Genomic DNA, 19,555 nt, shown 5'->3' with positions numbered 1-19,555 from the left:
TCTTTCAATTCAATTGACTAGCAACATCTCGTAAGACATCACCCGAACTTCGCCGCGATATGACGCAACCTTATATTCTTTTAAAATCAAAGAACTGCGATGAGTTCTTCAAGTTTTTTCTGAATCGACGTAATGGTTTGCGACGAGTCGATGATAGCGAACCGGTACGGCGCCTCTTCGGCACGCCGCAGATATTCGGCGCGCGTGCGGTTGAAAAACGCCTCCGATTCGCTCTCGAAGCGATCCGGATCGCGCGCCGCGCTGCGCCGTTCGCTGGCGATCTCGGGCGCGAGGTCGAACAGCACCGTCAGATCGGGCTGGAAGCCGCCTTGCACCCAGCGCTCCAGCGTTTCGAGCTTGTCGCGCGGCAGGCCGCGGCCGCCGCCCTGATAGGCGAAAGTCGCGTCGGTGAAGCGGTCGGACAGCACCCAGTCGCCGCGCGCGAGCGCCGGTTCGATGATCTCGGCCAGATGCTGGCGGCGCAGCGCGAACATGAGCAGCGCCTCGGTTTCGAGGTCCATTTTCTGATGCAGCACGATCTCGCGAATCTGCTCGCCGAGCGTGGTGCCGCCCGGCTCGCGCGTCATCACCACCGAACGGCCGGTGCGCGCCACTTTCTGTTCGAGGCGCTCGCGGAACCACGCGAGATGAGTCGTCTTGCCGGCACCGTCGATGCCCTCGAACGTAATGAATTTGCCCCGCGCCATCATTGACCTCGAATGTATTTGTCCACGGCCTTGTTGTGATCGCCGAGTGTGTCAGAAAAAATGCTGCTGCCGTCGCCGCGCGACACGAAGTACAGCGCGGTGGTTTGTGCCGGATTCATGGCCGCCTGCAAGGAGGCGACGCTCGGCAGCGAGATGGGCGTAGGCGGCAAGCCCATCCGGGTATAGGTATTGTAGGGAGTGTCGGTCTGCAGGTCTTTCTTGCGGATATGCCCCGCGTAGCTGTCGCCCATGCCGTAGATCACGGTGGGATCGGTTTGCAGCGGCATGCCCACCCGCAGACGGTTGGCGAACACTGCGGCGACCATCGGCCGGTCGGACTTCTTGCCGGTTTCCTTTTCGATGATCGAGGCCATGGTGAGCGCGTCGTACGGCGTCTTGTACGGCAGGTTCGGCGCGCGCGCGGTCCACGCTTCGTCCAGACGCAAACGCATCAGACGGTAGGCGCGGCGGTAGATGTCGAGGTCGCTGGTGTTCTTGTCGAACAGATACGTATCGGGGAAGAACAGCCCCTCGCCGTTGCCGATCGACGCTTCCGGCGCGTTGATCGCGTTCATCAGGTCGGCGTCGCTCATGCCGGCGGTGTCGTGCTTGAGCGCGGGATTGGCGTCGAGCTCGGCGCGCATGCGCTTGAAGGTCCAGCCTTCGATGATGGTTGCCACGTACTCGTTCACGTCGCCGCGCGCGATTTTCTGCAGCACCTCGTACGGCGTCACGCCGCTCTTGAACTCGTAGTTGCCCGATTTCAGCTCGCTCTGCAAACCCAGCAGCCGCGTCATGATGACGAATAGCTCCGGTTCCACGGGCACGCCGCCGCGATTGAGCTGCAGCGTGACGCTGCGCAGGCTGCTATGCGGTTTGACGGTGACGTCGAGCTGCGCGGGGTTCAGATCGAGCGGGCTGTTGGCCCAGTGATATCCGCCTGCGATTGCGGCTGCGGCCAGCACGACGACGATCGTGCCGGCGACGAAACATTTTCTCAAAAGGGACATGCGGAACGTACGTGGGGTGGACTGCATATAATACTTGTTTGCCTTAGCTAAAGTCAGAATTGACTGTTCCCGGAATCCATGAACACACCGCTCGCTACTGCTTCAGGCACATCCCCGGTTTCCAACGCACAACCCGCGCAGGCTGCGCAGTCTGCGTTACCCACGCTGCCGCTGCCCGCGGCCGGTGAATTCGACGCGGCGATCCAGCGCGGCGCCTACATGCCGCTCACGCAATTCGGCGTGATCGACGCAAGCGGCGACGACGCGGCGAGTTTCCTGCACGGCCAGCTGACCAACGACACCCAGCATCTCGACGCCGCCAACGCGCGTCTGGCCGGCTACTGCTCGGCCAAGGGACGCCTGCTGGCGTCGTTCCTGACCTGGCGCAGCGGCGAGACCATCCGTCTGCTGGTGTCGAAGGACGTGCAGGCCGCGGTGCAGAAGCGTCTGTCCATGTTCATCCTGCGCGCCAAGGCGAAACTCGCGGACGCCAGCGGCGAGACCGCCGTGATCGGCCTCGCGGGCGACGTGCGCAAGGCGCTGTCCGGCGTGTTCGACGCCTTGCCGGACGGCGTGCACGTCAAGGTGGACGGCGCCGCCGGTTCGCTGATCCGCGTGCCGGACGCGCTCGAGCGTCTGCGTTATCTGTGGATCGGACCGAAGGCCGTGGTCGAAGCGCACCTGTCCGCGCTCGACGGAAAGCTCGAACGCGTGTCGCCGGCCGTGTGGGACTGGCTCGACATCCGCGCCGGCGAACCGCGTATCACGCAGCCGGTGGTCGAGCAGTTCGTCCCGCAAATGGTCAATTTCGACGTGCTCGGCGCAGTCAATTTCCGCAAGGGCTGCTATCCGGGCCAGGAAGTGGTGGCGCGCAGCCAGTATCGCGGCACGATCAAGCGCCGCACTTCGCTTGCCAACGTGGCGGGCGATCTGGACACCGTGAAGCCGGGCGTGGAACTGTTCCACTCCGACGACCCCGGCCAGCCGTGCGGCATGGTGGTCAACGCGGCGTCGGCGCCGGAAGGCGGTATCGACGTGCTGGTGGAAATCAAGCTCGCCGCACTGGAAAACGGCTCCGTGCATCTGGGCGCCGCCGACGGTCCCGCCCTGCACTTTCTCGCGTTGCCCTACGGCCTGCCGACCGAAGTTTGACAGTCCAGCACGCAGCGGCGCACAACAGCGCCGCTTTTCATTTGCGCGCAGGCTGGCGCGTCGGGTTGAGCGTCAAGTTGAGCGCCGGAATGCGCGTCAAGCCGAGCGTCTGGATGCTCGACCGCCCGCGCATCGGCCCGCGCGCCCTGCCTGCGTATCTCGCCCGCACGCCCGCCTGGCGTCGGCGACACGCCACTCTCCTGCGGAGACCCACCCGATGTGCCTGATCGTGTTCGACTGGCGGCCCGACGCGGCCGATGGTCCACTTTTCACGCTCGCTGCCAATCGCGATGAGTTTTTTCGACGCACGGCCGAACCGGTCGGCTGGTGGCAGGATGCGCCGGGCGTGCTGGCGGGCCGCGATCTGGTGGGCGGCGGCACGTGGCTGGGCATGTCGCGCGACGGCCGCTTTGCCGCGCTCACCAACTACCGCGCGCCTCACGAAATGCGCGCCGACGCGCCGACCCGCGGCACGCTGGTCGGCGACTGGCTGAACGGCAACGCAAGCAGGAACCATGGCGGCGAAAACGACACGCCGCTCGCCTATCTGCAGCGCGTGGCGCAAACCGGCGACATCTACAACGGCTTCAATCTGCTGGTCGGCGACTGGACGCGCCGCGAACTCGGCTGGTATTGCAATCGCTCGGACAGGGCGCCCGCGCTGCTTGCGCCCGGCACGCACGGCATCTCGAATGCCGTGCTCGACACGGCCTGGCCTAAGCTGGTGAAAAAGCGCGCGGAACTGGCCGCGATACTCGCGCGCGACGCGATGCCGCCGCTCGAACGCCTGATCGATCTGATGCGCGACCCGCGCCTCGCCCGCGACGACGAACTGCCGGCCACCGGCATTCCGCTGGAACGCGAACGGGCGCTGTCGGCGGCCTTCATCGAAACGCCGGAATACGGCACGCGCGGCACGACGGCGCTGCGCGTGACCTCGCATGGCGAAGTCGTCAACGTGGCCGTTGCCGAACGCAGCGACGACAACGGCTCGCACCGGATCGTGCGTCCGGGCGACTTCGAGCGCAGCTTCGCCTTCAACGTCGAACGCGAAGCAGGCTGAAAAAACTGGGCGGAACGGACTGAGCGCGCCGCTCAATCCGTTCCGAATGCCTTACTCAATGCAGCCGCGGCATCCGCGTGCGCCTCGGCAACCTCGGGCACGTAGCCGCCCATCTTGAAGAACTCGTGGATCATGCCGGCATAGCGCTTGAGCGTGACGCGGTTGCCCGCCGCGCGCAATTTCTCCGCGTACGCCTCGCCCTCGTCGCTCAAGGGATCGTATTCGGCCGTAGCGATCCACGCGGGTGCCAGACCTTCAAAGGACGGCGCACCGTGCTTGCCGTCGAGCGGTGCGAAGCGCCAGTCGTCACGATCGTCGCGGCTGCGCACGTACTGCTCGAAAAACCATTGAATCGTCTCGCCCGAAAGCAGATAGCCCGACGCCAGTCGTGAATGCGAGTCGGTCTGCTGATAACCGCTCGTGCCGGGATAGATCAGCAGTTGCAGAGCGAGACCGATGCCGGCGTCGCGCGCGAGCACCGCGCAAACGGTGGCCAGCGTGCCGCCCGCGCTGTCGCCGCCCACCGCGAGACGCGTCGCGTCCACGCCGAATTCGGCGGCGTGAGTGTGAAACCAGCTCAAGGCGTCGAACGCGTCGTCGACGGCGGTGGGAAACCTGAATTCCGGCGCGAGCCGGTAGTCGACGGAGAGCACCGCGCAGTGACCGTCGCCCGCGAACATGCGGCAGAGCGCATCGTGCGTCGCCACGCTGCCGACCGTGAAGCCGCCGCCGTGGTAGTACACGAGCGCCGGCAAAGGATCCGTCCAGCCCGGCTCGACCGGCTGATAAAGACGCGCACGGATCGCCGCGCCGTCGCGCGTCGGCACCCGAATATCTTCCACGGAAAACATCGGCGCGCTCGCGATTTCCAGAATCGGCGCACTTTTCTCGTACGACGCGCGCGCCTGTTGCGCCGACATCTCGTGAAGCTGGGGACGCTTGGCGCGGGCGATCATGTCGAGCACCTGCGCGACTTTCGGATTCAAAGGCATCGGATAGCGGATAACAAACCGGACATCAAAGCGGACATGGAAACGGACAGGCGCGGCGCAGGCGCACGCATGGTTGTGAACCCCGCAGCGTGCGACTCGCCACGAACCTAGCCTGCGTTCTTCACTTCCGGCTTGAGCGAAAGCGGATCGGTCGGGTTGCGCAGATGCTCGATGTCCTCGTGACGCAATCTGACTGTCGCCATGATGCCCGGATGCGTGACGATGTAGAAACGCCGCGCGGCGATCGCTTCGAAAGCGATATCGGCGACATCCGCGGCGGTCAGCTTGCCGGACTGCACCGCGCGCTGCAACTGCTTGCCGGCGGCGATCTGCGAGCGCGTCGGCGGCGTGTCGTTGCGCAACGCGTCGGGACGCGCGCGCTCCGCCTCGGCGATCCCGGTCGGCACGAACGCCGGACACAACAGCGAGCAGCCCACCTCGGCGCCCGCTTCGCGCCCGGCCTGGGCAAGTTGCAGATCGTGATGGAGCGTTTCGGTGAGCGACACCACCGCATGCTTCGACGCGTTGTAGATGCCCATCGCGGGCGGCGACAGCAACCCCGCCACCGACGCCGTGTTGACGATATGCGCCGGCTCGTTCTGCTGCAGCATGATCGGCGTGAACACGCGCACGCCATGCGCCACGCCCATCACGTTGACGTTGAATACCCACGCCCAGTCGTTCGCCGAACTCTCCCACAAAAAGCCGCCCGAGCCGACGCCCGCGTTGTTGAACAGCAGATGCACCTTGCCGAAAGCGTCGAGCGCGGCGCGCGCCAGCGCTTCGACCTGAGCGGGACTGGCGACGTCGGTCGGCACGCCGATCGCTTCGGCGCCGCCGGAGCGGAGCGCGTCGACGGTTTGCGCCAGCGCCTGCGGGTTCACGTCGGCCAGCACGAGCTTCATGCCGAGCGACGCGCCCTTTTCCGCGAACGCGCGGCCGAAACCGCTGGCCGCGCCGGTGATCACCGCCACCTTGCCTTCGAACTGGAACATCGTGGGTCTCCCTGTATTGTGGTGATCGGTCGGGCGAGTGACGCGGTGTCGCGGTGTCGCGGCCTCGCCCGCGTGCCGAACGTCAGATCAGTTTGACGAGCTGCTTGCCGAAGTTCTTGCCCTTGAGCAGTCCCATGAAAGCTTCGGGCGCGGCGTCGAGGCCTTGCGCGATGGTTTCGCGATACTGCAGCCGGCCTTGTGCGACCAGCATGCCGAGCTGCTTGAGCGCTTCGGGCCAGACTTCCATATGTTCGCTGACGATAAAGCCCTGCACCAGCAGACGCTGCGTGAGCATCAGCGACGGATGCTTGAGCGGCAAAGGCTGTCCATCGTAACCGGCGATGAAGCCGCACAGCGCGATGCGTCCGAAAGCGTTCATGCGCGCGAGCGTCACGTCGAACACGTCGCCGCCGACGTTCTCGAAATAGCCATCCACGCCGTCCGGCGTCACGGCCTTCAGGTCCTTGTACAGATTGCCCGCCTTGTAGTCGACGCAGGCATCGAAGCCGAGCGTCTCGACCACGTAGCGGCATTTGTCCGCGCCGCCGGCAATGCCTACCGCGCGCGCGCCGGCCAGTTTCGCCAGTTGCCCGACCACGCTGCCCACCGCGCCGCTCGCTGCGCTCACCACCACGGTCTCGCCCGCCTTCGGCGCGATGATCCGGTTCAGGCCGTACCACGCGGTCACGCCCGGCATGCCGACCGGTCCCAGATACGCCGACAGCGGCACGTGCGTGTCGTCCACCTTCTGCACGCCCGCACCGTTCGAGATGCCATATTCCTGCCAGCCGAACATGGCCACGACCTTGTCGCCCGCCGCGAATTTCGGATTCTTCGATTCGACGACTTCGCCGACCGTGCCGCCGATCATCACTTCATCGAGCGGCTGCGGCGCCGCGTACGATTTGCTGTCGTTCATGCGGCCGCGCATGTACGGATCCAGCGACAGAAAATGATTGCGCACGCGAATCTCGCCCTCGGCGAGCGGCGCGAACGGCGTTTCGACGAGCCTGAAATTGTCCGGCGTCACCGCGCCTTGCGGACGCGAGGCCAGCACGAGTTGGCGATTGATCTGGGGCATGAGGTACGTCTCCATGAATAGCCGATCGATTCGGCGTTGAGTTCTAACAGCACGTGCGGCTCTCAGCCCGCACGCCGGTACAGCCGGTCAGCCGTCGCTGGGACCGGGTTTCGCCGACGGGTCGCTGCGCAGGCGCTGACGCGTCACGTCGCGGCCCACGGCGAGGCGTCGCATGTACTTGAAGGTGCCGAGCGCCTTGGCGACGAAGTGGCCTTCGCTATCGCGAATCTCGCCTTCGCAGTACGCCATGGTGGTCGAGCGATGCAGCACGCGGCCGACGGCGCGCAATTCGCCGCGTCCCGGCTGCATGAAGTTGACCTTCATTTCCACCGTGACCACGCCGACGCCGTCGCCTGCGAGACTGCGCGCGGCCATCGCGAGCGCGACGTCGGCGAGCGTCATGGTGACGCCGCCGTGGGCGACGTCCCACGTGTTCATGTGATCGTGCTGCAGCGGCAACACGAGTTCGGCGACACCGTCGGCGGCGCTCAGCAACTGCGCGCCGAGCCGGTCGACGAACGGGCTTTCGGGCAAGGTGGCGTGGCCCGGCTGGGCGGAAGACGAATCGGTCATGAGCGGTAGTCGGATGGCGTGATCGGGAACATGAGCGGCTTGATGAGCAACTGCACGAGCGGAACAGCGCCGCCGCGCGGCAGTACGCACTCGGCGCCGCGAGTAAGCCGGGAAATGATACCCGCTATGCCGTTCGGCCATCGGCGGACCCGGCACGCACGAGGCGCATGGCGTCGGTCAGCCCGCATGCGTCGCCATGCGCGCGGCGAGACGTCCCAGCCGTCGCACGGCTTCGTCGGCCTGGTCGAGGTCGGTGCTCGGACAACTGAGTCGGATGAAATGATCGAAGCGCGCCGAGTTCGAGAACACCGTGCCCGGCATCACGCGAATGCCGTCGTCGAGCGCGGCGTCGAAGAACGCGTCCGACGACACCTCGCGCGGCAACTCGATCCAGAAGAACATGCCGCCCGCCGGCGGCGTGAAGCGCGTGCCGTCGGGAAACGAGGCGGCGACCGCCGCGGCCATCCGTTCGCGCTGGATTCGTAATTGCTCGCGCAGGCGCCGCAAATGCCGTTGATGCGCGTTCGTGCCGAGAAATTCGGCCAGCACGACTTGCGACAACTGCTCGTTGTGGCGCGACTGCGCGAACTTCAGCATGCCGATTCGCGGATGCCAGCGCCCGCCATTGACCCAGCCGACCCGCATGCCGGGCGCGAGCGTCTTGTTGAACGACGTGCAGTGGATCACCGTGCCGTCGGTATCCCAGGCTTTCAGCGACTTCGGCGGCTGCGCGGCGTCGGCGAGTTCGCGATAAGGATCGTCTTCGATCAGCGGAATGCCGGCCTGCGAGCACAGCGCCACGAGACGCGCCTTGTGCGCGTCGGGCATCACGCTGCCGAGCGGATTCTGCAGATTCGGCACGACCACCACCGCCTTGATGTCGGTTTGCGTTTGCAGCGCGAAAGCGAGCGCCTCGATCGCCATGCCCGAGGTCGGACTGGCGGGAATTTCCAGCGCGCGCAGGCCGAGACTTTCGAGCGCCTGCAGCAAGCCGAAAAAGCACGGCGATTCCACGGCGACGGTGTCGCCCGGCTGGGTGACGGCGCGCAGCGCGAGGTTCACGGCCTCGATGCCGCCGTGCGTCATGATCACGTCGTCCGCGCCGATCTGAATGCCGGCGTCGAGCGCGCGGCGGGCGATGACCGCGCGCAGATCGGGGGCGCCCTGATCGTGACCGGCGGCCGTCAGCAAGGTCGGCCGGCGCCGCAAGGCGCGCAAGGCGGCTTTTTGCAACGCGTCGCTGGGATAGAGATCGGGACTGGCGGTCGCGCCGCCGAGATTCAGGGCTTGGGGATGTCGCTGGTATTTCGACACGATCGTCGAGATTGTCGAGTGAATGCCGACGAACTGCGCGGCGCCCGGCACCAGCGCGAGATCGGGCTCGCTCGCCGCGGGCAGCGCCGACGCGAGCCGCGCGCGCACGAAATATCCGGCGCGCGGCCGGGCTTCGATCAGCGCCTCGCGTTCCAGCGCGCGGTAACTGCCGGTGGCGGTCGACAGGCTCACGCCATGCCGCTGCATGAACACACGCATCGACGGCATGCGGTCGCCGGGACGCAGCGCGCCGTTGTCGATGGCGCGACGATACTGGTCGGCAAGCTGGCGATACAGCGGGAGGCTATCAGCGATGGAGTACTCAGGCATGGTGGTCGGACAGGTCATCGGGCAGTTCGTGAACCGATCTTGCAGACAGAACGGCGCGAACGACAGATACACATCGGCCTGAATACAACCGATACAGCAACACCAAACTCATCCCTGTACCGGTTCAGATTATGAAGTGCTGCGTCTGTTTTCACGATGACGGACTCAATAAGCTGGATGGCATGCCAAACCGTTCGAGGAAAACCGGTCATGACCTTCAGTGAAGCTCCCCTTCGTCCAATGGACCCGGCGCCGGCAACGCGTCTCGGCGCGGGTCAGACCGCGCTGCACGATCTGCCGGCGCACACCGCGATCGTGGCCGTAGAAGGCGATTTGCGCGTCGAATTCAGCGACCACACGCTGGCCTGGCTCGGCGACAGCGCGCCTGTCATGTCGCACAGGATCGACGAAGGCTGCCGATACGTGCTGCCGCAGCGCGGCGTTGTCTCGATCCGCGCCACCCCCACGGCGGGCGTCATGTTCATCGTGCAGGCACCCGCCGCAAGCGGCGGCCTGCCGCGCTTCGTCTCTCGCGCTGCGCAGATGCTTGCCGCCAGGTTCGGCGCGCGTTTCAGACGCCGCACCGACACCCGGCCGCGCCACACGGTTTGAAACACCGGTTCGTCGACGAAACCGCCCGCTACAATGCATGACCAACCCGTTGCAGCGAGGTGCCGGTCATGTCTTTCTTTCGCGCGTTGTTCTCCGGCCGTGGCGCTCGCGTGCCGGCGCTGCTTGCAGTTTGCCTCGCCGTCCTCGCTGCGTTGTCGCTTGGCGGCTGTGCCGGCTTTTTCGGCGGCGACCCACTGCGCGTGAACGTGGCGGGCATCGAACCGCTCGCGGGCCAGGGGCTCGAAATGCGCTTCAACGTCAAACTGCGCGTGCAGAATCCGAACGAATCCGAGGTGAGCTTCAACGGCATCGCACTCGATCTCGAACTGAACGGCAAGCCGTTTGCCAGCGGCGTCAGCAACCAGAGCGGCACCGTGCCGCGTTACGGCGAAACCGTGGTCGACGTGCCGCTCACCGTGCCGGCCTTCGCCGCGGTTCGCCAGGCCTTCGCCTTCGCAGATGTCGCGCAGTCGGGTCAGATTCCGTACCAGTTGCGCGGCAAACTCGCGGGCGGCCTGACCGGCACCACCCGCTTCGTCAATCAGGGCACCTTGAGCCTGCCCGCGCTGGGCATGGCGACGCCCTGAGTCGGGCGCGTCAGACTCCGCTCACACCACTTCGAACAGACCCGCCGCGCCCTGGCCGCCGCCGATACACATGGTCACCACCACCAGCTTCGCGCCGCGCCGCTTGCCTTCGATCAGCGCGTGACCGGTCAGCCGCGCGCCCGACACGCCATACGGATGACCCACCGCGATCGCGCCGCCGTTGACGTTCAGGCGGTCGTGGTCGATGCCGAGTTTGTCCGCGCAATACAGCACCTGCACGGCGAAGGCTTCGTTCAGTTCCCACAGGTCGATGTCGCTCACCTTCAGGCCGGCCTGCTTGAGCAGTTTCGGCACCGCGAACACCGGGCCGATGCCCATTTCGTCCGGCTCGCAACCGGCGACCGCGAAGCCGCGGAAAATGCCGAGCGGCTGCAAGCCTTCGCGCTCCGCGACCTTCGCGTTCATCACCACGCAGGCCGACGCGCCGTCGGAAAACTGGCTCGCATTGCCCGCCGTGATGACGCCGCCGGGCAGCGCCGTGCGGATCTTCGAGACCGCTTCGAGCGTGGTGTCGGCGCGAATGCCTTCGTCGCCGCTGACGGTCACTTCTTTCGTGTAGAGACGGCCGCTCGCTTTATCCGCGACGCCGGCGAGCACCGTCATCGGGACGATTTCGTCCTTGAACTTGCCGGCTTCGAGCGCGGCCGCCGCGCGCTGCTGCGAGCGCGCGCCGTAGCCGTCCTGACGCTCGCGCGAGATCGAATAGCGTTTCGCGACGTTTTCGGCGGTCTGCAGCATCGACCAGTAAATCTCCGGCTTGTGCTGGCTGAGCCAGCCTTCGGCCAGCATGTGCCGGTTCATCTCGTTCTGCACGCACGAGATCGACTCCACGCCGCCCGCGACGAACACCTCGCCCTCGCCCGCGATCACGCGCTGCGCCGCGAGCGCGATGGTTTGCAGTCCCGACGAGCAGAAGCGATTGACCGTCATGCCCGGCACGCTCACCGGCAAGCCGGCGCGCAAGGCAATCTGCCGCGCGATGTTGGCGCCCGTCGCGCCTTCGGGATTCGCGCAGCCCATGATTACGTCTTCGACGCGCGCCGGATCGAGCTTCGCGCGCTCGACGGCCGCCTGTGTCACATGACCGCCGAGCGTGGCGCCGTGCGTCATGTTGAAACCGCCGCGCCATGATTTGGCAAGGCCCGTGCGGGCAGTCGATACGATTACGGCGTCAGTCATGCATGTCTCCTGCTTGCAGATGTCGATGGTGAGCGCGCCGGCCATCGGCGGCGCCTCACGTCTGTCAGTTCACCCGGTTCAGCGGGCGATCGAGTGGGCGATTCAGCCGTTGAAGCCCCGGCCTTTGGCCGCGAGTTCCACGATGCTGGGCGCGAAATGCCACGCGTCGCCATTGGGTCGCGACGCATAACGGCGAATCGCGCGTTCCACGTTGTAGAGACCCACCGTGTCCGCGTACAGCATCGGGCCGCCGCGATAGAGCGGAAAACCGTAGCCGGTCAGATAGACCATGTCGATATCCGACGCCTTCGACGCGATGCCTTCCTCGAGAATCTTCGCACCCTCGTTCACCAGCGCGAACACGAGGCGCTCGACGATTTCCTCGTCGCTGATCTTGCGCCGTTCGGTGTTGGCGTCCTTCGAATAGGCGCCGATCATGTCGTCGACGACTTTCGACGGATACGCGGTACGGTCGCCCGCTTTGTAGTCGTACCAGCCGCCGCCGGTTTTTTGTCCGAAGCGGCCGGTTTCGCACAGGCGGTCGGCGATCTTCGAGTAATGCATGTCCGGCTGTTCCTGATAGCGGCGCTTGCGGATCGCCCAGCCGATGTCGTTGCCGGCCAGATCGCTCATGCGGAACGGGCCCATCGCAAAGCCGAATTTCTCGATCGCGCGATCGACCTGCGCCGGCAGCGCGCCTTCTTCGAGCATGAAGAGCGCCTGACGGATGTACTGCTCGATCATGCGATTGCCGATGAATCCATCGCATACGCCCGACACCACCGCGGTCTTCCTGATCTTCTTCGCGAGCTTCATGACGGTGGCGAGCACGTCTTTCGCGGTCTCCTTGCCGCGCACGACTTCGAGCAGCTTCATCACGTTGGCGGGGCTGAAGAAGTGCATGCCCACCACGTCCTGCGGACGCTTCGTGAAAGCGGCGATCTTGTCCACGTCGAGCGTGGACGTGTTGGACGCGAGAATCGCGCCGGGCTTCGCCACTTCGTCGAGCCGCTTGAACACCTGCTCTTTCACGCCGAGTTCTTCGAACACTGCTTCGACGATCAGGTCGGCGCGCTTCAGGTCGTCGTAGGACAGCGTGGGCGAGATCAGCGCCATGCGCTGTTCCAGCGCCTCGGGCTTGAGCTTGCCCTTTTTCACCGATGCTTCGTAGTTCTTGCGAATCGTGGCGAGGCCGCGATCGAGCGCTTCCTGTTTCGTTTCCAGCAGCGTGACCGGGATGCCCGCGTTGACGAAGTTCATAGCGATGCCGCCGCCCATCGTGCCCGCGCCAATTACGGCCACTTGCTGGATGTCGCGCACCGGTGTGTCGGAGGGCACGTCGGGAATCTTGCTCGCGGCGCGCTCGCCGAAGAACGCGTGACGCAGCGCGTGACTCTCCGGCGTTTGCACCAGCGCCACGAAACAGTCGCGCTCGAACGCCAGACCTTTGTCGAAGCCGTTCTGCACACCGGCTTCCACGGCGTCGATGCACTTGAGCGGCGCCGGGAAATTCTTCGCCATTGCCGTGACGGTATTGCGCGCGAACTGGATGAAACCGGCTGCGTTCGGATGATCGATCTTGCGATCGCGCACCTTCGGATGCGGGCCCGCCTGCGCGCCCACTTTGACAGCGAATGCGAGCGCCGCCGCGGCCAGATCGCCTTCCACGACTTCGTCGAAGAGGCCCGAGTCCGCGAGTTTCTCGGACATCACGGGCGCCCCGGAGACGATCATGTTCAGCGCGGCTTCGAGGCCGATGGCGCGCGGCAGACGCTGCGTGCCGCCCGCGCCCGGCAGAATGCCGAGCTTCACTTCGGGCAGCGCGATCTGCGCGCCGGCGGCGGCAATGCGGTAGTGGGCGCCGAGCGCCAGTTCGAGGCCGCCGCCCATCGCGACGCTGTGAATGGCCGCGACCACCGGCTTCGCGCTGTTCTCGACGGTCTTGATGACCGTGGCGAGCGTCGGTTCCTGAGTGGCTTTCGGCGTATTGAATTCGGTGATGTCGGCGCCGCCCGAGAAGGCTTTGCCCGCGCCAGTCAGCACGATCGCGCGGATCGCCGGGTCGTTCTGCGCGCGCTCGACGCCCTCGACGATGCCCGCGCGCGTCGAGAGGCCGAGGCCGTTCACGGGAGGATTGTTCAGCGTGATGACGGCCACGCCGTCATGGGTTGTGTAGTCCACTGCCATCTGCCTGCCTCCATGCGATGAAGCGGCGCATGACGCGCCGCCCGTCCGGTGGTTCGGGTCGGCTCATTGTCCGACTTCGCGACCGGCTTCGTGTCCGATCATTCCGGGTCAGCAGGCAGAATACACAAAAAAGCACGCTCGTTCAATTTATCGTCAGGCGGGGTTTCCCCTGGCAAGCGGCGTGAGCGGGCAATTCTTTTCGTCTTCCAGCGCGGACGGCAGGACGTGCTCGCGGAACGTGTCGCGCAGCTTGAGTTTCTGCAGCTTGCCGGTGGCCGTGTGCGGCAGTTCGTCGACGAAAGCCACGTCGTCGGGAATCCACCACTTCGCCACCTTGCCCTCGTAGAACGCCAGCAGTTCTTCACGCGTTACGTCGAAACCCGCGCGCTTCACGACCACCAGCAGCGGCCGCTCGGTCCACCTCGGATGCGCGCAGGCGATGCAGGCGGCTTCGGCCACCGCCGGATGCGCGATCGCGACGTTCTCGATGTCGATCGAACTGATCCATTCGCCGCCCGACTTGATAACGTCTTTCGAGCGGTCGGTAATCTGCAGGAAGCTGTCGCGGTCGATCGTGGCGACGTCGCCGGTCGGAAACCAGCCGTCCACCAGCGGCGAATCGTCCTTGCGGAAATACCGGTCGATCACCCACGGGCCGCGCACGTACAGGTCGCCGAACGCCACGCCGTCCCACGGCAGTTCGCGCCCGTCTTCGCCGACGATCTTCATGTCGACGCCATAGAGCACGTGCCCCTGCTTTTCGAGCAGTTTGCGCTGTTCCGCGACCGGGCGCTGACTCTGCTCCCACGTCAGTTTCGACAAGGTGCCGAGCGGCGACATTTCGGTCATGCCCCATGCGTGAATCACCTGCACGCCGTATTCGTCTTCGAAGGTGTGCAGCATGGCAGGCGGACACGCCGAACCGCCTATCACCGTCCGGTTGAGCGACGAGAAACGCACCTTGGCTTCGCGCAGGTAGTTGAGTAAGCCGAGCCATACGGTGGGCACGCCGGCCGAATACGTAACGCGCTCGTTCTCCATCAGTTCGTAGAGCGACTTGCCGTCCAGATCCTTGCCGGGAAACACCAGCTTGGCGCCGGTCAGCGGCGCGGCGTGCGGAATGCCCCAGGCGTTCACATGGAACATCGGCACGACGGGCAGCACGGCGTCGCGCGCGGACAGGCTCATGGCATCGGGCAAGGACGCGCCGAACGCATGCAGCACGGTGGAGCGATGCGAATAAAGCGCGCCTTTCGGATTGCCGGTGGTGCCCGACGTATAGCAGAGGTACGAAGCCTGACGCTCGTCCAGTTCAGGCCAGGCGAACTCGCCGTCCTGCGCCCCGAGCAGCGTTTCGTAGCTGAGCGCGGGTGTCTGCATGGCGGGCAGATGCGCTTCGTCGGCGAGCGCGATCCAGCCGCGCACTTTCGGACACTGCGGCGCGAGCACGTCGACGAGCGGCGCGAAGGTCGTATCGAACAGCACGTAGGCATCGTCGGCGTGATTGACGATGTAGGCGATCTGATCCGGAAAGAGACGCGGATTGATGGTGTGGCACACGGCGCCGAAACCCGTGATGCCGTAATACGCTTCCAGGTGACGATAGCCGTTCCACGCGAGCGTCGCGACCCGTTCGCCGGGCTCGACGCCGAGCGCGATCAGCGCCTGCGCCAGTTGTTTCGCGCGCTTTTCGCAGTCGCGATAGGTGTAGCGATGCACGTCGCCTTCGATGCGTCGCGACACGATCTCGGTGTCGCCGAAATGCCGCGCGGCATGCGCGAGCAGCGAAGACACGGTGAGCGGCACGTCCATCATCTGGCCAAGCAGCGGCGTCGTCATAAAGCGTGGTCTCCTCGCCTTGTTTGCGTCGTTGTCGTCAAACCCGCCACCGGAATCGGCGCCGCACCGGCCGCCTGCCAGCAGGGCCGCGGGCGCGGACTTACAATATCGGTTAATCCAGAGGCGCTCAACATGTCGTTTTCCCCAAGCATTGCAGGCTTATCCGGGCCCTTGACGGCCTTCTCCGAGGCGCTTGCCAGCCCGCCCGAAAACGCGTTCGCGCGGCTCGGCAACCTGTTTCTGACGCGCCTGCCCGCCACGCCGCTCGGCGCGCCGTACGTGGTCGGCTTTTCCTCGGAGACAGCCGCGCTGCTCGGTCTGGAGCCGGGTATCCAGAACGACCCCGGCTTCGCCGAACTGTTTTCGGGCAACGCCACGCGCGAATGGCCGGCGTCGGCCATGCCGTATGCCTCCGTGTATTCGGGACACCAGTTCGGCGTGTGGGCCGGCCAGCTCGGCGACGGCCGCGCACTCGGCCTCGGCGAAATCGAACACGACGGCCGCCGTCTGGAATTGCAGCTCAAAGGCGCCGGGCGCACGCCCTATTCGCGCATGGGCGACGGCCGCGCGGTGTTGCGTTCGTCGATCCGCGAATATCTGTGCTCCGAAGCCATGCATCACCTCGGCATTCCGACCACCCGCGCGCTGTGCGTGATCGGTTCCGATCAGCCGGTGCGGCGCGAGGAAGTGGAAACCGCCGCGGTGGTCACGCGCGTGGCGCCGAGCTTCGTGCGCTTCGGCCACTTCGAGCATTTCTATTCGAACGATCGCGTCGACGCGCTGCGCTCGCTCGCCGATCACGTCATCGACCGTTTCTATCCGCATTGCCGCGACAGCGACGACCCGTATCTCGCGCTGCTCGGCGAGGCGGTCGCGTCGAGCGCCGATCTGATGGTCGAATGGCAGGCCGTGGGTTTCTGCCACGGCGTGATGAATACGGACAACATGTCGATTCTCGGTCTGACCATCGACTACGGTCCGTTCGGTTTCATGGACGGCTTCGACGCCGGCTACATCTGCAATCACTCGGATTCGCAGGGCCGTTACGCTTACAAGATGCAGCCGCAGATCGCCTACTGGAACCTTTTCTGCCTCGCGCAAGGGCTCTTGCCGCTAATCGGCGAAAAGCACGAGGAAAGCGTGCGCGGCGACAAATCCATCGAAGACGCGCAACGCGTGCTCGGCGGCTTCAAGGACCGTTTCGCGCCCGCGCTCGAAAAACGCATGCGCGCCAAACTCGGCCTCGACACCGAACGCGCGGGCGACGAAACGCTCGTCAACCGCTTGTTCGAAGTCATGCATGCCAATCGCGCGGATTTCACCCTGACCTTCCGCAATCTGGCCCGTGTTTCGAAGCACGACGCCAGCGGCGACGCGCCGGTGCGCGACCTGTTTCTCGACCGCGCCGCGTTCGATGCGTGGGTGAACGACTACCGCGCGCGGCTGTCCGAAGAAACACGCGACGACGCCGCGCGCGCCATTGCAATGAACCGTGTGAACCCCAAATTCGTACTTCGCAATCATCTGGCGGAAACGGCGATCCGCCGCGCGAAAGAAAAAGACTTCTCCGAAGTGGAACGGCTCGCCGCCGTGCTGCGCCGTCCCTTCGACGAACAGCCGGAAAACGAGGCGTACGCGGGCTTGCCGCCGGACTGGGCGAGTTCGCTGGAAGTGAGCTGCTCTTCGTGACGGCGAGCGCATTCTCCAAACAATCCCGAGACACAGTATCCCCTTAGGAATCCGACCATGAACAAGCCCGACGATCTCAACACCGGCTCCCCCGCTGTGCAGAAAGACGACGCCGAGTGGCGCAAGCAGCTGTCCGACATCGAATACCAGGTGACGCGTCACGCCGCCACGGAGCGACCGTTCACCGGCCGTTATCACGATCACTGGGACCGGGGCGTTTACGATTGCGTGTGCTGCGGCACGCCGCTGTTCGAATCGGACACCAAATTCGATGCCGGCTGCGGCTGGCCGAGCTACTTCAAGCCGATCAACGGCGAAGTGATTGCCGAAAAAACCGATCGCACGCACGGCATGTTGCGCATCGAGGTGCAATGCAAGAACTGCGGCGCGCATCTGGGCCATGTTTTCGAAGACGGGCCGGCGCCCACCGGCCTGCGGTACTGCATCAATTCGGCTGCGTTACAATTCGAGCCCAAGTAACGCAGCGCCGGTCCGGCGGCCATCGAGCCGCCGCGACCGACTCTCCGGCACGCACGCCACCGGGCGCCTTCGCGGCGCCCTTCACTTTGCGAATTCCCGACCAGAAATGAAATTCCTGTTCGATCTGTTTCCGATCATCCTGTTCTTCGTCGCCTTCAAGATCTGGGGCATTTTCACGGCGACGGCAGTGGCGATCGTCGCCACGCTGGTGCAGATCGCGTGGGTGGCCTTCCGCCATCGCAAGGTCGATCCCATGCTGTGGGTCAGCCTCGGCGTGGTCACCGTGTTCGGCGGCGCGACGCTCGTGCTGCACAACGACACCTTCATCAAATGGAAGCCGACCGTGCTGTACTGGGCATTTTCGGTCGCGCTGATCGTCTCGCAGCTGGCGTTCAACAAAAACCTGATCGAAGCCATGATGGGCAAGCAGATCACGCTGCCGCACGCCATCTGGAGCAAGCTGAACGTCGTCTGGGCGATCTTCTTCGTGCTGCTGGGTCTCGTGAATCTGTTCGTGGCCTACAACTACACCACCGACCAGTGGGTCAATTTCAAGCTGTTCGGCGCGACCGGCTGTCTCGTCGTGTTCATCGTCGGGCAGAGTCTGTGGTTGTCGAAGTACATGAAGGAAGAATGAGATGAGCGACGTATTCATGCACGCCACCACGGCGGAGCGCGCCGCGCTGATCGAAGCGCGCCTCACCGCAGCACTCGCGCCGGTCGCGTCGATCCAGATCACGGACGACAGCGCGCAGCACGCAGGCCACGCCGGCGCCTCCGCCGGCGGTCATTTCAGTGTCACGATTGTCGCTGCCGCATTCGCCGGCAAGGCCCGCGTGGCGCGGCATCGCATGGTGTATGATGCGCTGGCCGATGCCATGCAGCGCGGCATTCACGCCCTTGCCATCACGGCGTATACGCCCGAAGAATTCGCTTTGTTGCCCCGCTAGGAAACCTTTCGATGACCTTGAAGAAAACCCGCCTCTGGGTATTGCTGGCTGCGTTTGCGGCCGCTCCTGCATTCGCACAGAACATCGCCGTCGTGAACGGCACGCCGATTCCGAAAGCGCGCGCAGACGCGCTGGTCGATCAACTGGTTCATCAAGGCCAGCAGAACACGCCGCAACTGCAAATGGCAGTGCGTGAAGAACTCGTGAATCGCGAAATCCTGATGCAGGAAGCGATGCGCCGCGGTCTGCCGACTCGCCCGGACGTCAAGGCGCAAGTCGCCGTCGCCCAACAAACCGTCGTGCTGCGCGCGCTGATCGAAGACTTCGTGAAGAACAACGCCCCGACGGACGCCGAAGTCACCGCGCGCTACAACGCGCTGATCAAGGACGCGGGCGGCAAGGAATATCACCTGCACCACATCCTCGTCGACAACGAACAGCAGGCGAAAGATCTGATCGCGAAGATCAAGGCCGGCGCGAGCTTCGAAGACCTCGCCAAGCAGTTCTCGAAAGACCCGGGATCGGGCAAGAACGGCGGCGACCTCGACTGGTCGGACCCGAAAGCCTACGTGCCTGAATTCGCCGACGCCGCCACGCATCTGCAGAAAGGCCAGATGACCGACACGCCGGTGCACACGCAATTCGGCTGGCACATCATCCGTGTCGACGACGTGCGCAACATCACGCCGCCGCCGCTGGAGCAGGTGCGTCCGCAGATCGTGCAGCAGATCCAGCAGGAAAAGCTGCAAGCTTTCGAAGAAGGCCTGCGCAAGAACGCCAAGATCCAGTAAGCG

At 65.0% G+C, this 19,555-nt stretch carries 19 protein-coding genes; 9 read left to right on the top strand and 10 right to left on the bottom strand.

Annotated features, from left to right (window positions below; genetic code table 11):
* Positions 1 to 86: 86 nt before the first annotated feature.
* The gene (gene tmk / locus P3T18_RS19440) at positions 87 to 707 is read right to left on the bottom strand and encodes a dTMP kinase (RefSeq protein WP_429301602.1); all 621 of its coding nucleotides are present in this window, start codon (positions 705 to 707) and stop codon (positions 87 to 89) included.
* Positions 707 to 1,717, bottom strand: a complete 1,011-nt coding sequence (gene mltG, locus P3T18_RS19435; protein WP_429301565.1) for an endolytic transglycosylase MltG — start codon at positions 1,715 to 1,717, stop codon at positions 707 to 709. The genes tmk and mltG overlap by 1 nt, the downstream gene beginning before the upstream one ends.
* A 78-nt stretch (positions 1,718 to 1,795) precedes the next feature.
* Here mltG and P3T18_RS19430 point away from each other — a divergent pair, with 78 nt between their 5' ends.
* Positions 1,796 to 2,869 carry a YgfZ/GcvT domain-containing protein gene (locus P3T18_RS19430; RefSeq protein WP_429301564.1) on the top strand — a complete coding sequence of 358 codons (1,074 nt, stop codon included), beginning with the start codon at positions 1,796 to 1,798 and terminating at the stop codon, positions 2,867 to 2,869.
* A 217-nt stretch (positions 2,870 to 3,086) separates the two neighbouring features.
* Positions 3,087 to 3,932 carry an NRDE family protein gene (locus P3T18_RS19425; protein ID WP_429301563.1) on the top strand — a complete coding sequence of 282 codons (846 nt, stop codon included), beginning with the start codon at positions 3,087 to 3,089 and terminating at the stop codon, positions 3,930 to 3,932.
* A 32-nt stretch (positions 3,933 to 3,964) separates the two neighbouring features.
* On the opposite strand, the gene P3T18_RS19420 is transcribed toward P3T18_RS19425, so the two are convergent.
* From P3T18_RS19420 to P3T18_RS19400, 5 genes are all read right to left on the bottom strand, one after another.
* Positions 3,965 to 4,924: an alpha/beta hydrolase gene (locus P3T18_RS19420; protein WP_429301562.1), complete on the bottom strand. Its 960-nt coding sequence runs from the start codon at positions 4,922 to 4,924 to the stop codon at positions 3,965 to 3,967.
* A 107-nt stretch (positions 4,925 to 5,031) separates the two neighbouring features.
* Positions 5,032 to 5,919 (bottom strand): SDR family oxidoreductase, encoded by an 888-nt coding sequence (locus P3T18_RS19415; RefSeq protein WP_429301561.1) that lies wholly within the window; start codon positions 5,917 to 5,919, stop codon positions 5,032 to 5,034.
* An 82-nt stretch (positions 5,920 to 6,001) separates the two neighbouring features.
* Positions 6,002 to 7,000, bottom strand: a complete 999-nt coding sequence (locus P3T18_RS19410) for an NADP-dependent oxidoreductase (protein WP_429301560.1) — start codon at positions 6,998 to 7,000, stop codon at positions 6,002 to 6,004.
* An 87-nt stretch (positions 7,001 to 7,087) separates the two neighbouring features.
* The gene (locus tag P3T18_RS19405) at positions 7,088 to 7,573 is read right to left on the bottom strand and encodes a PaaI family thioesterase (protein WP_429301559.1); all 486 of its coding nucleotides are present in this window, start codon (positions 7,571 to 7,573) and stop codon (positions 7,088 to 7,090) included.
* Positions 7,574 to 7,750: 177 nt separating this feature from the next.
* Positions 7,751 to 9,235: a PLP-dependent aminotransferase family protein gene (locus tag P3T18_RS19400; RefSeq protein WP_429301558.1), complete on the bottom strand. Its 1,485-nt coding sequence runs from the start codon at positions 9,233 to 9,235 to the stop codon at positions 7,751 to 7,753.
* Between the two features lie 192 nt (positions 9,236 to 9,427).
* Here P3T18_RS19400 and P3T18_RS19395 point away from each other — a divergent pair, with 192 nt between their 5' ends.
* Positions 9,428 to 9,829 (top strand): hypothetical protein, encoded by a 402-nt coding sequence (locus tag P3T18_RS19395; RefSeq protein WP_429301557.1) that lies wholly within the window; start codon positions 9,428 to 9,430, stop codon positions 9,827 to 9,829.
* Positions 9,830 to 9,897: 68 nt separating this feature from the next.
* Positions 9,898 to 10,416 (top strand): LEA type 2 family protein, encoded by a 519-nt coding sequence (locus P3T18_RS19390; protein ID WP_429301556.1) that lies wholly within the window; start codon positions 9,898 to 9,900, stop codon positions 10,414 to 10,416.
* 21 nt (positions 10,417 to 10,437) lie between these two features.
* Here the strand turns inward: P3T18_RS19390 and P3T18_RS19385 are convergent, their stop codons facing one another.
* The 3 genes from P3T18_RS19385 to P3T18_RS19375 form a co-directional block, all read right to left on the bottom strand.
* Positions 10,438 to 11,616: an acetyl-CoA C-acyltransferase gene (locus P3T18_RS19385; RefSeq protein ID WP_429301555.1), complete on the bottom strand. Its 1,179-nt coding sequence runs from the start codon at positions 11,614 to 11,616 to the stop codon at positions 10,438 to 10,440.
* Between the two features lie 102 nt (positions 11,617 to 11,718).
* On the bottom strand, positions 11,719 to 13,803 hold the full coding sequence (locus P3T18_RS19380) for a 3-hydroxyacyl-CoA dehydrogenase NAD-binding domain-containing protein (RefSeq protein WP_429301554.1): 2,085 nt from the start codon (positions 13,801 to 13,803) through the stop codon (positions 11,719 to 11,721).
* Between the two features lie 153 nt (positions 13,804 to 13,956).
* Positions 13,957 to 15,642: a 3-(methylthio)propionyl-CoA ligase gene (locus tag P3T18_RS19375; RefSeq protein ID WP_429301553.1), complete on the bottom strand. Its 1,686-nt coding sequence runs from the start codon at positions 15,640 to 15,642 to the stop codon at positions 13,957 to 13,959.
* Positions 15,643 to 15,774: 132 nt separating this feature from the next.
* Here P3T18_RS19375 and P3T18_RS19370 point away from each other — a divergent pair, with 132 nt between their 5' ends.
* The 5 genes from P3T18_RS19370 (at position 15,775) to P3T18_RS19350 (ending at position 19,552) form a co-directional block, all read left to right on the top strand.
* Positions 15,775 to 17,331 (top strand): protein adenylyltransferase SelO, encoded by a 1,557-nt coding sequence (locus P3T18_RS19370; RefSeq protein ID WP_429301552.1) that lies wholly within the window; start codon positions 15,775 to 15,777, stop codon positions 17,329 to 17,331.
* A gap of 57 nt (positions 17,332 to 17,388) precedes the next feature.
* On the top strand, positions 17,389 to 17,811 hold the full coding sequence (gene msrB, locus P3T18_RS19365; RefSeq protein WP_429301551.1) for a peptide-methionine (R)-S-oxide reductase MsrB: 423 nt from the start codon (positions 17,389 to 17,391) through the stop codon (positions 17,809 to 17,811).
* Between the two features lie 106 nt (positions 17,812 to 17,917).
* Complete coding sequence (locus P3T18_RS19360; protein WP_429301550.1) at positions 17,918 to 18,448, top strand: septation protein A; 531 nt, start codon at positions 17,918 to 17,920, stop codon at positions 18,446 to 18,448.
* A gap of 1 nt (position 18,449) precedes the next feature.
* On the top strand, positions 18,450 to 18,761 hold the full coding sequence (locus tag P3T18_RS19355; protein ID WP_408501824.1) for a BolA family protein: 312 nt from the start codon (positions 18,450 to 18,452) through the stop codon (positions 18,759 to 18,761).
* An 11-nt stretch (positions 18,762 to 18,772) separates the two neighbouring features.
* A complete protein-coding gene (locus P3T18_RS19350; RefSeq protein WP_429301549.1) occupies positions 18,773 to 19,552 on the top strand; it encodes a peptidylprolyl isomerase in 780 nt (259 codons plus the stop codon).
* Positions 19,553 to 19,555 lie beyond the last annotated feature (3 nt).

It is taken from the genome of Paraburkholderia sp. GAS199, from assembly GCF_050436585.1.
GTDB lineage: Bacteria > Pseudomonadota > Gammaproteobacteria > Burkholderiales > Burkholderiaceae > Paraburkholderia.
This window is presented reverse-complemented; position numbering and strand designations above follow the sequence as displayed.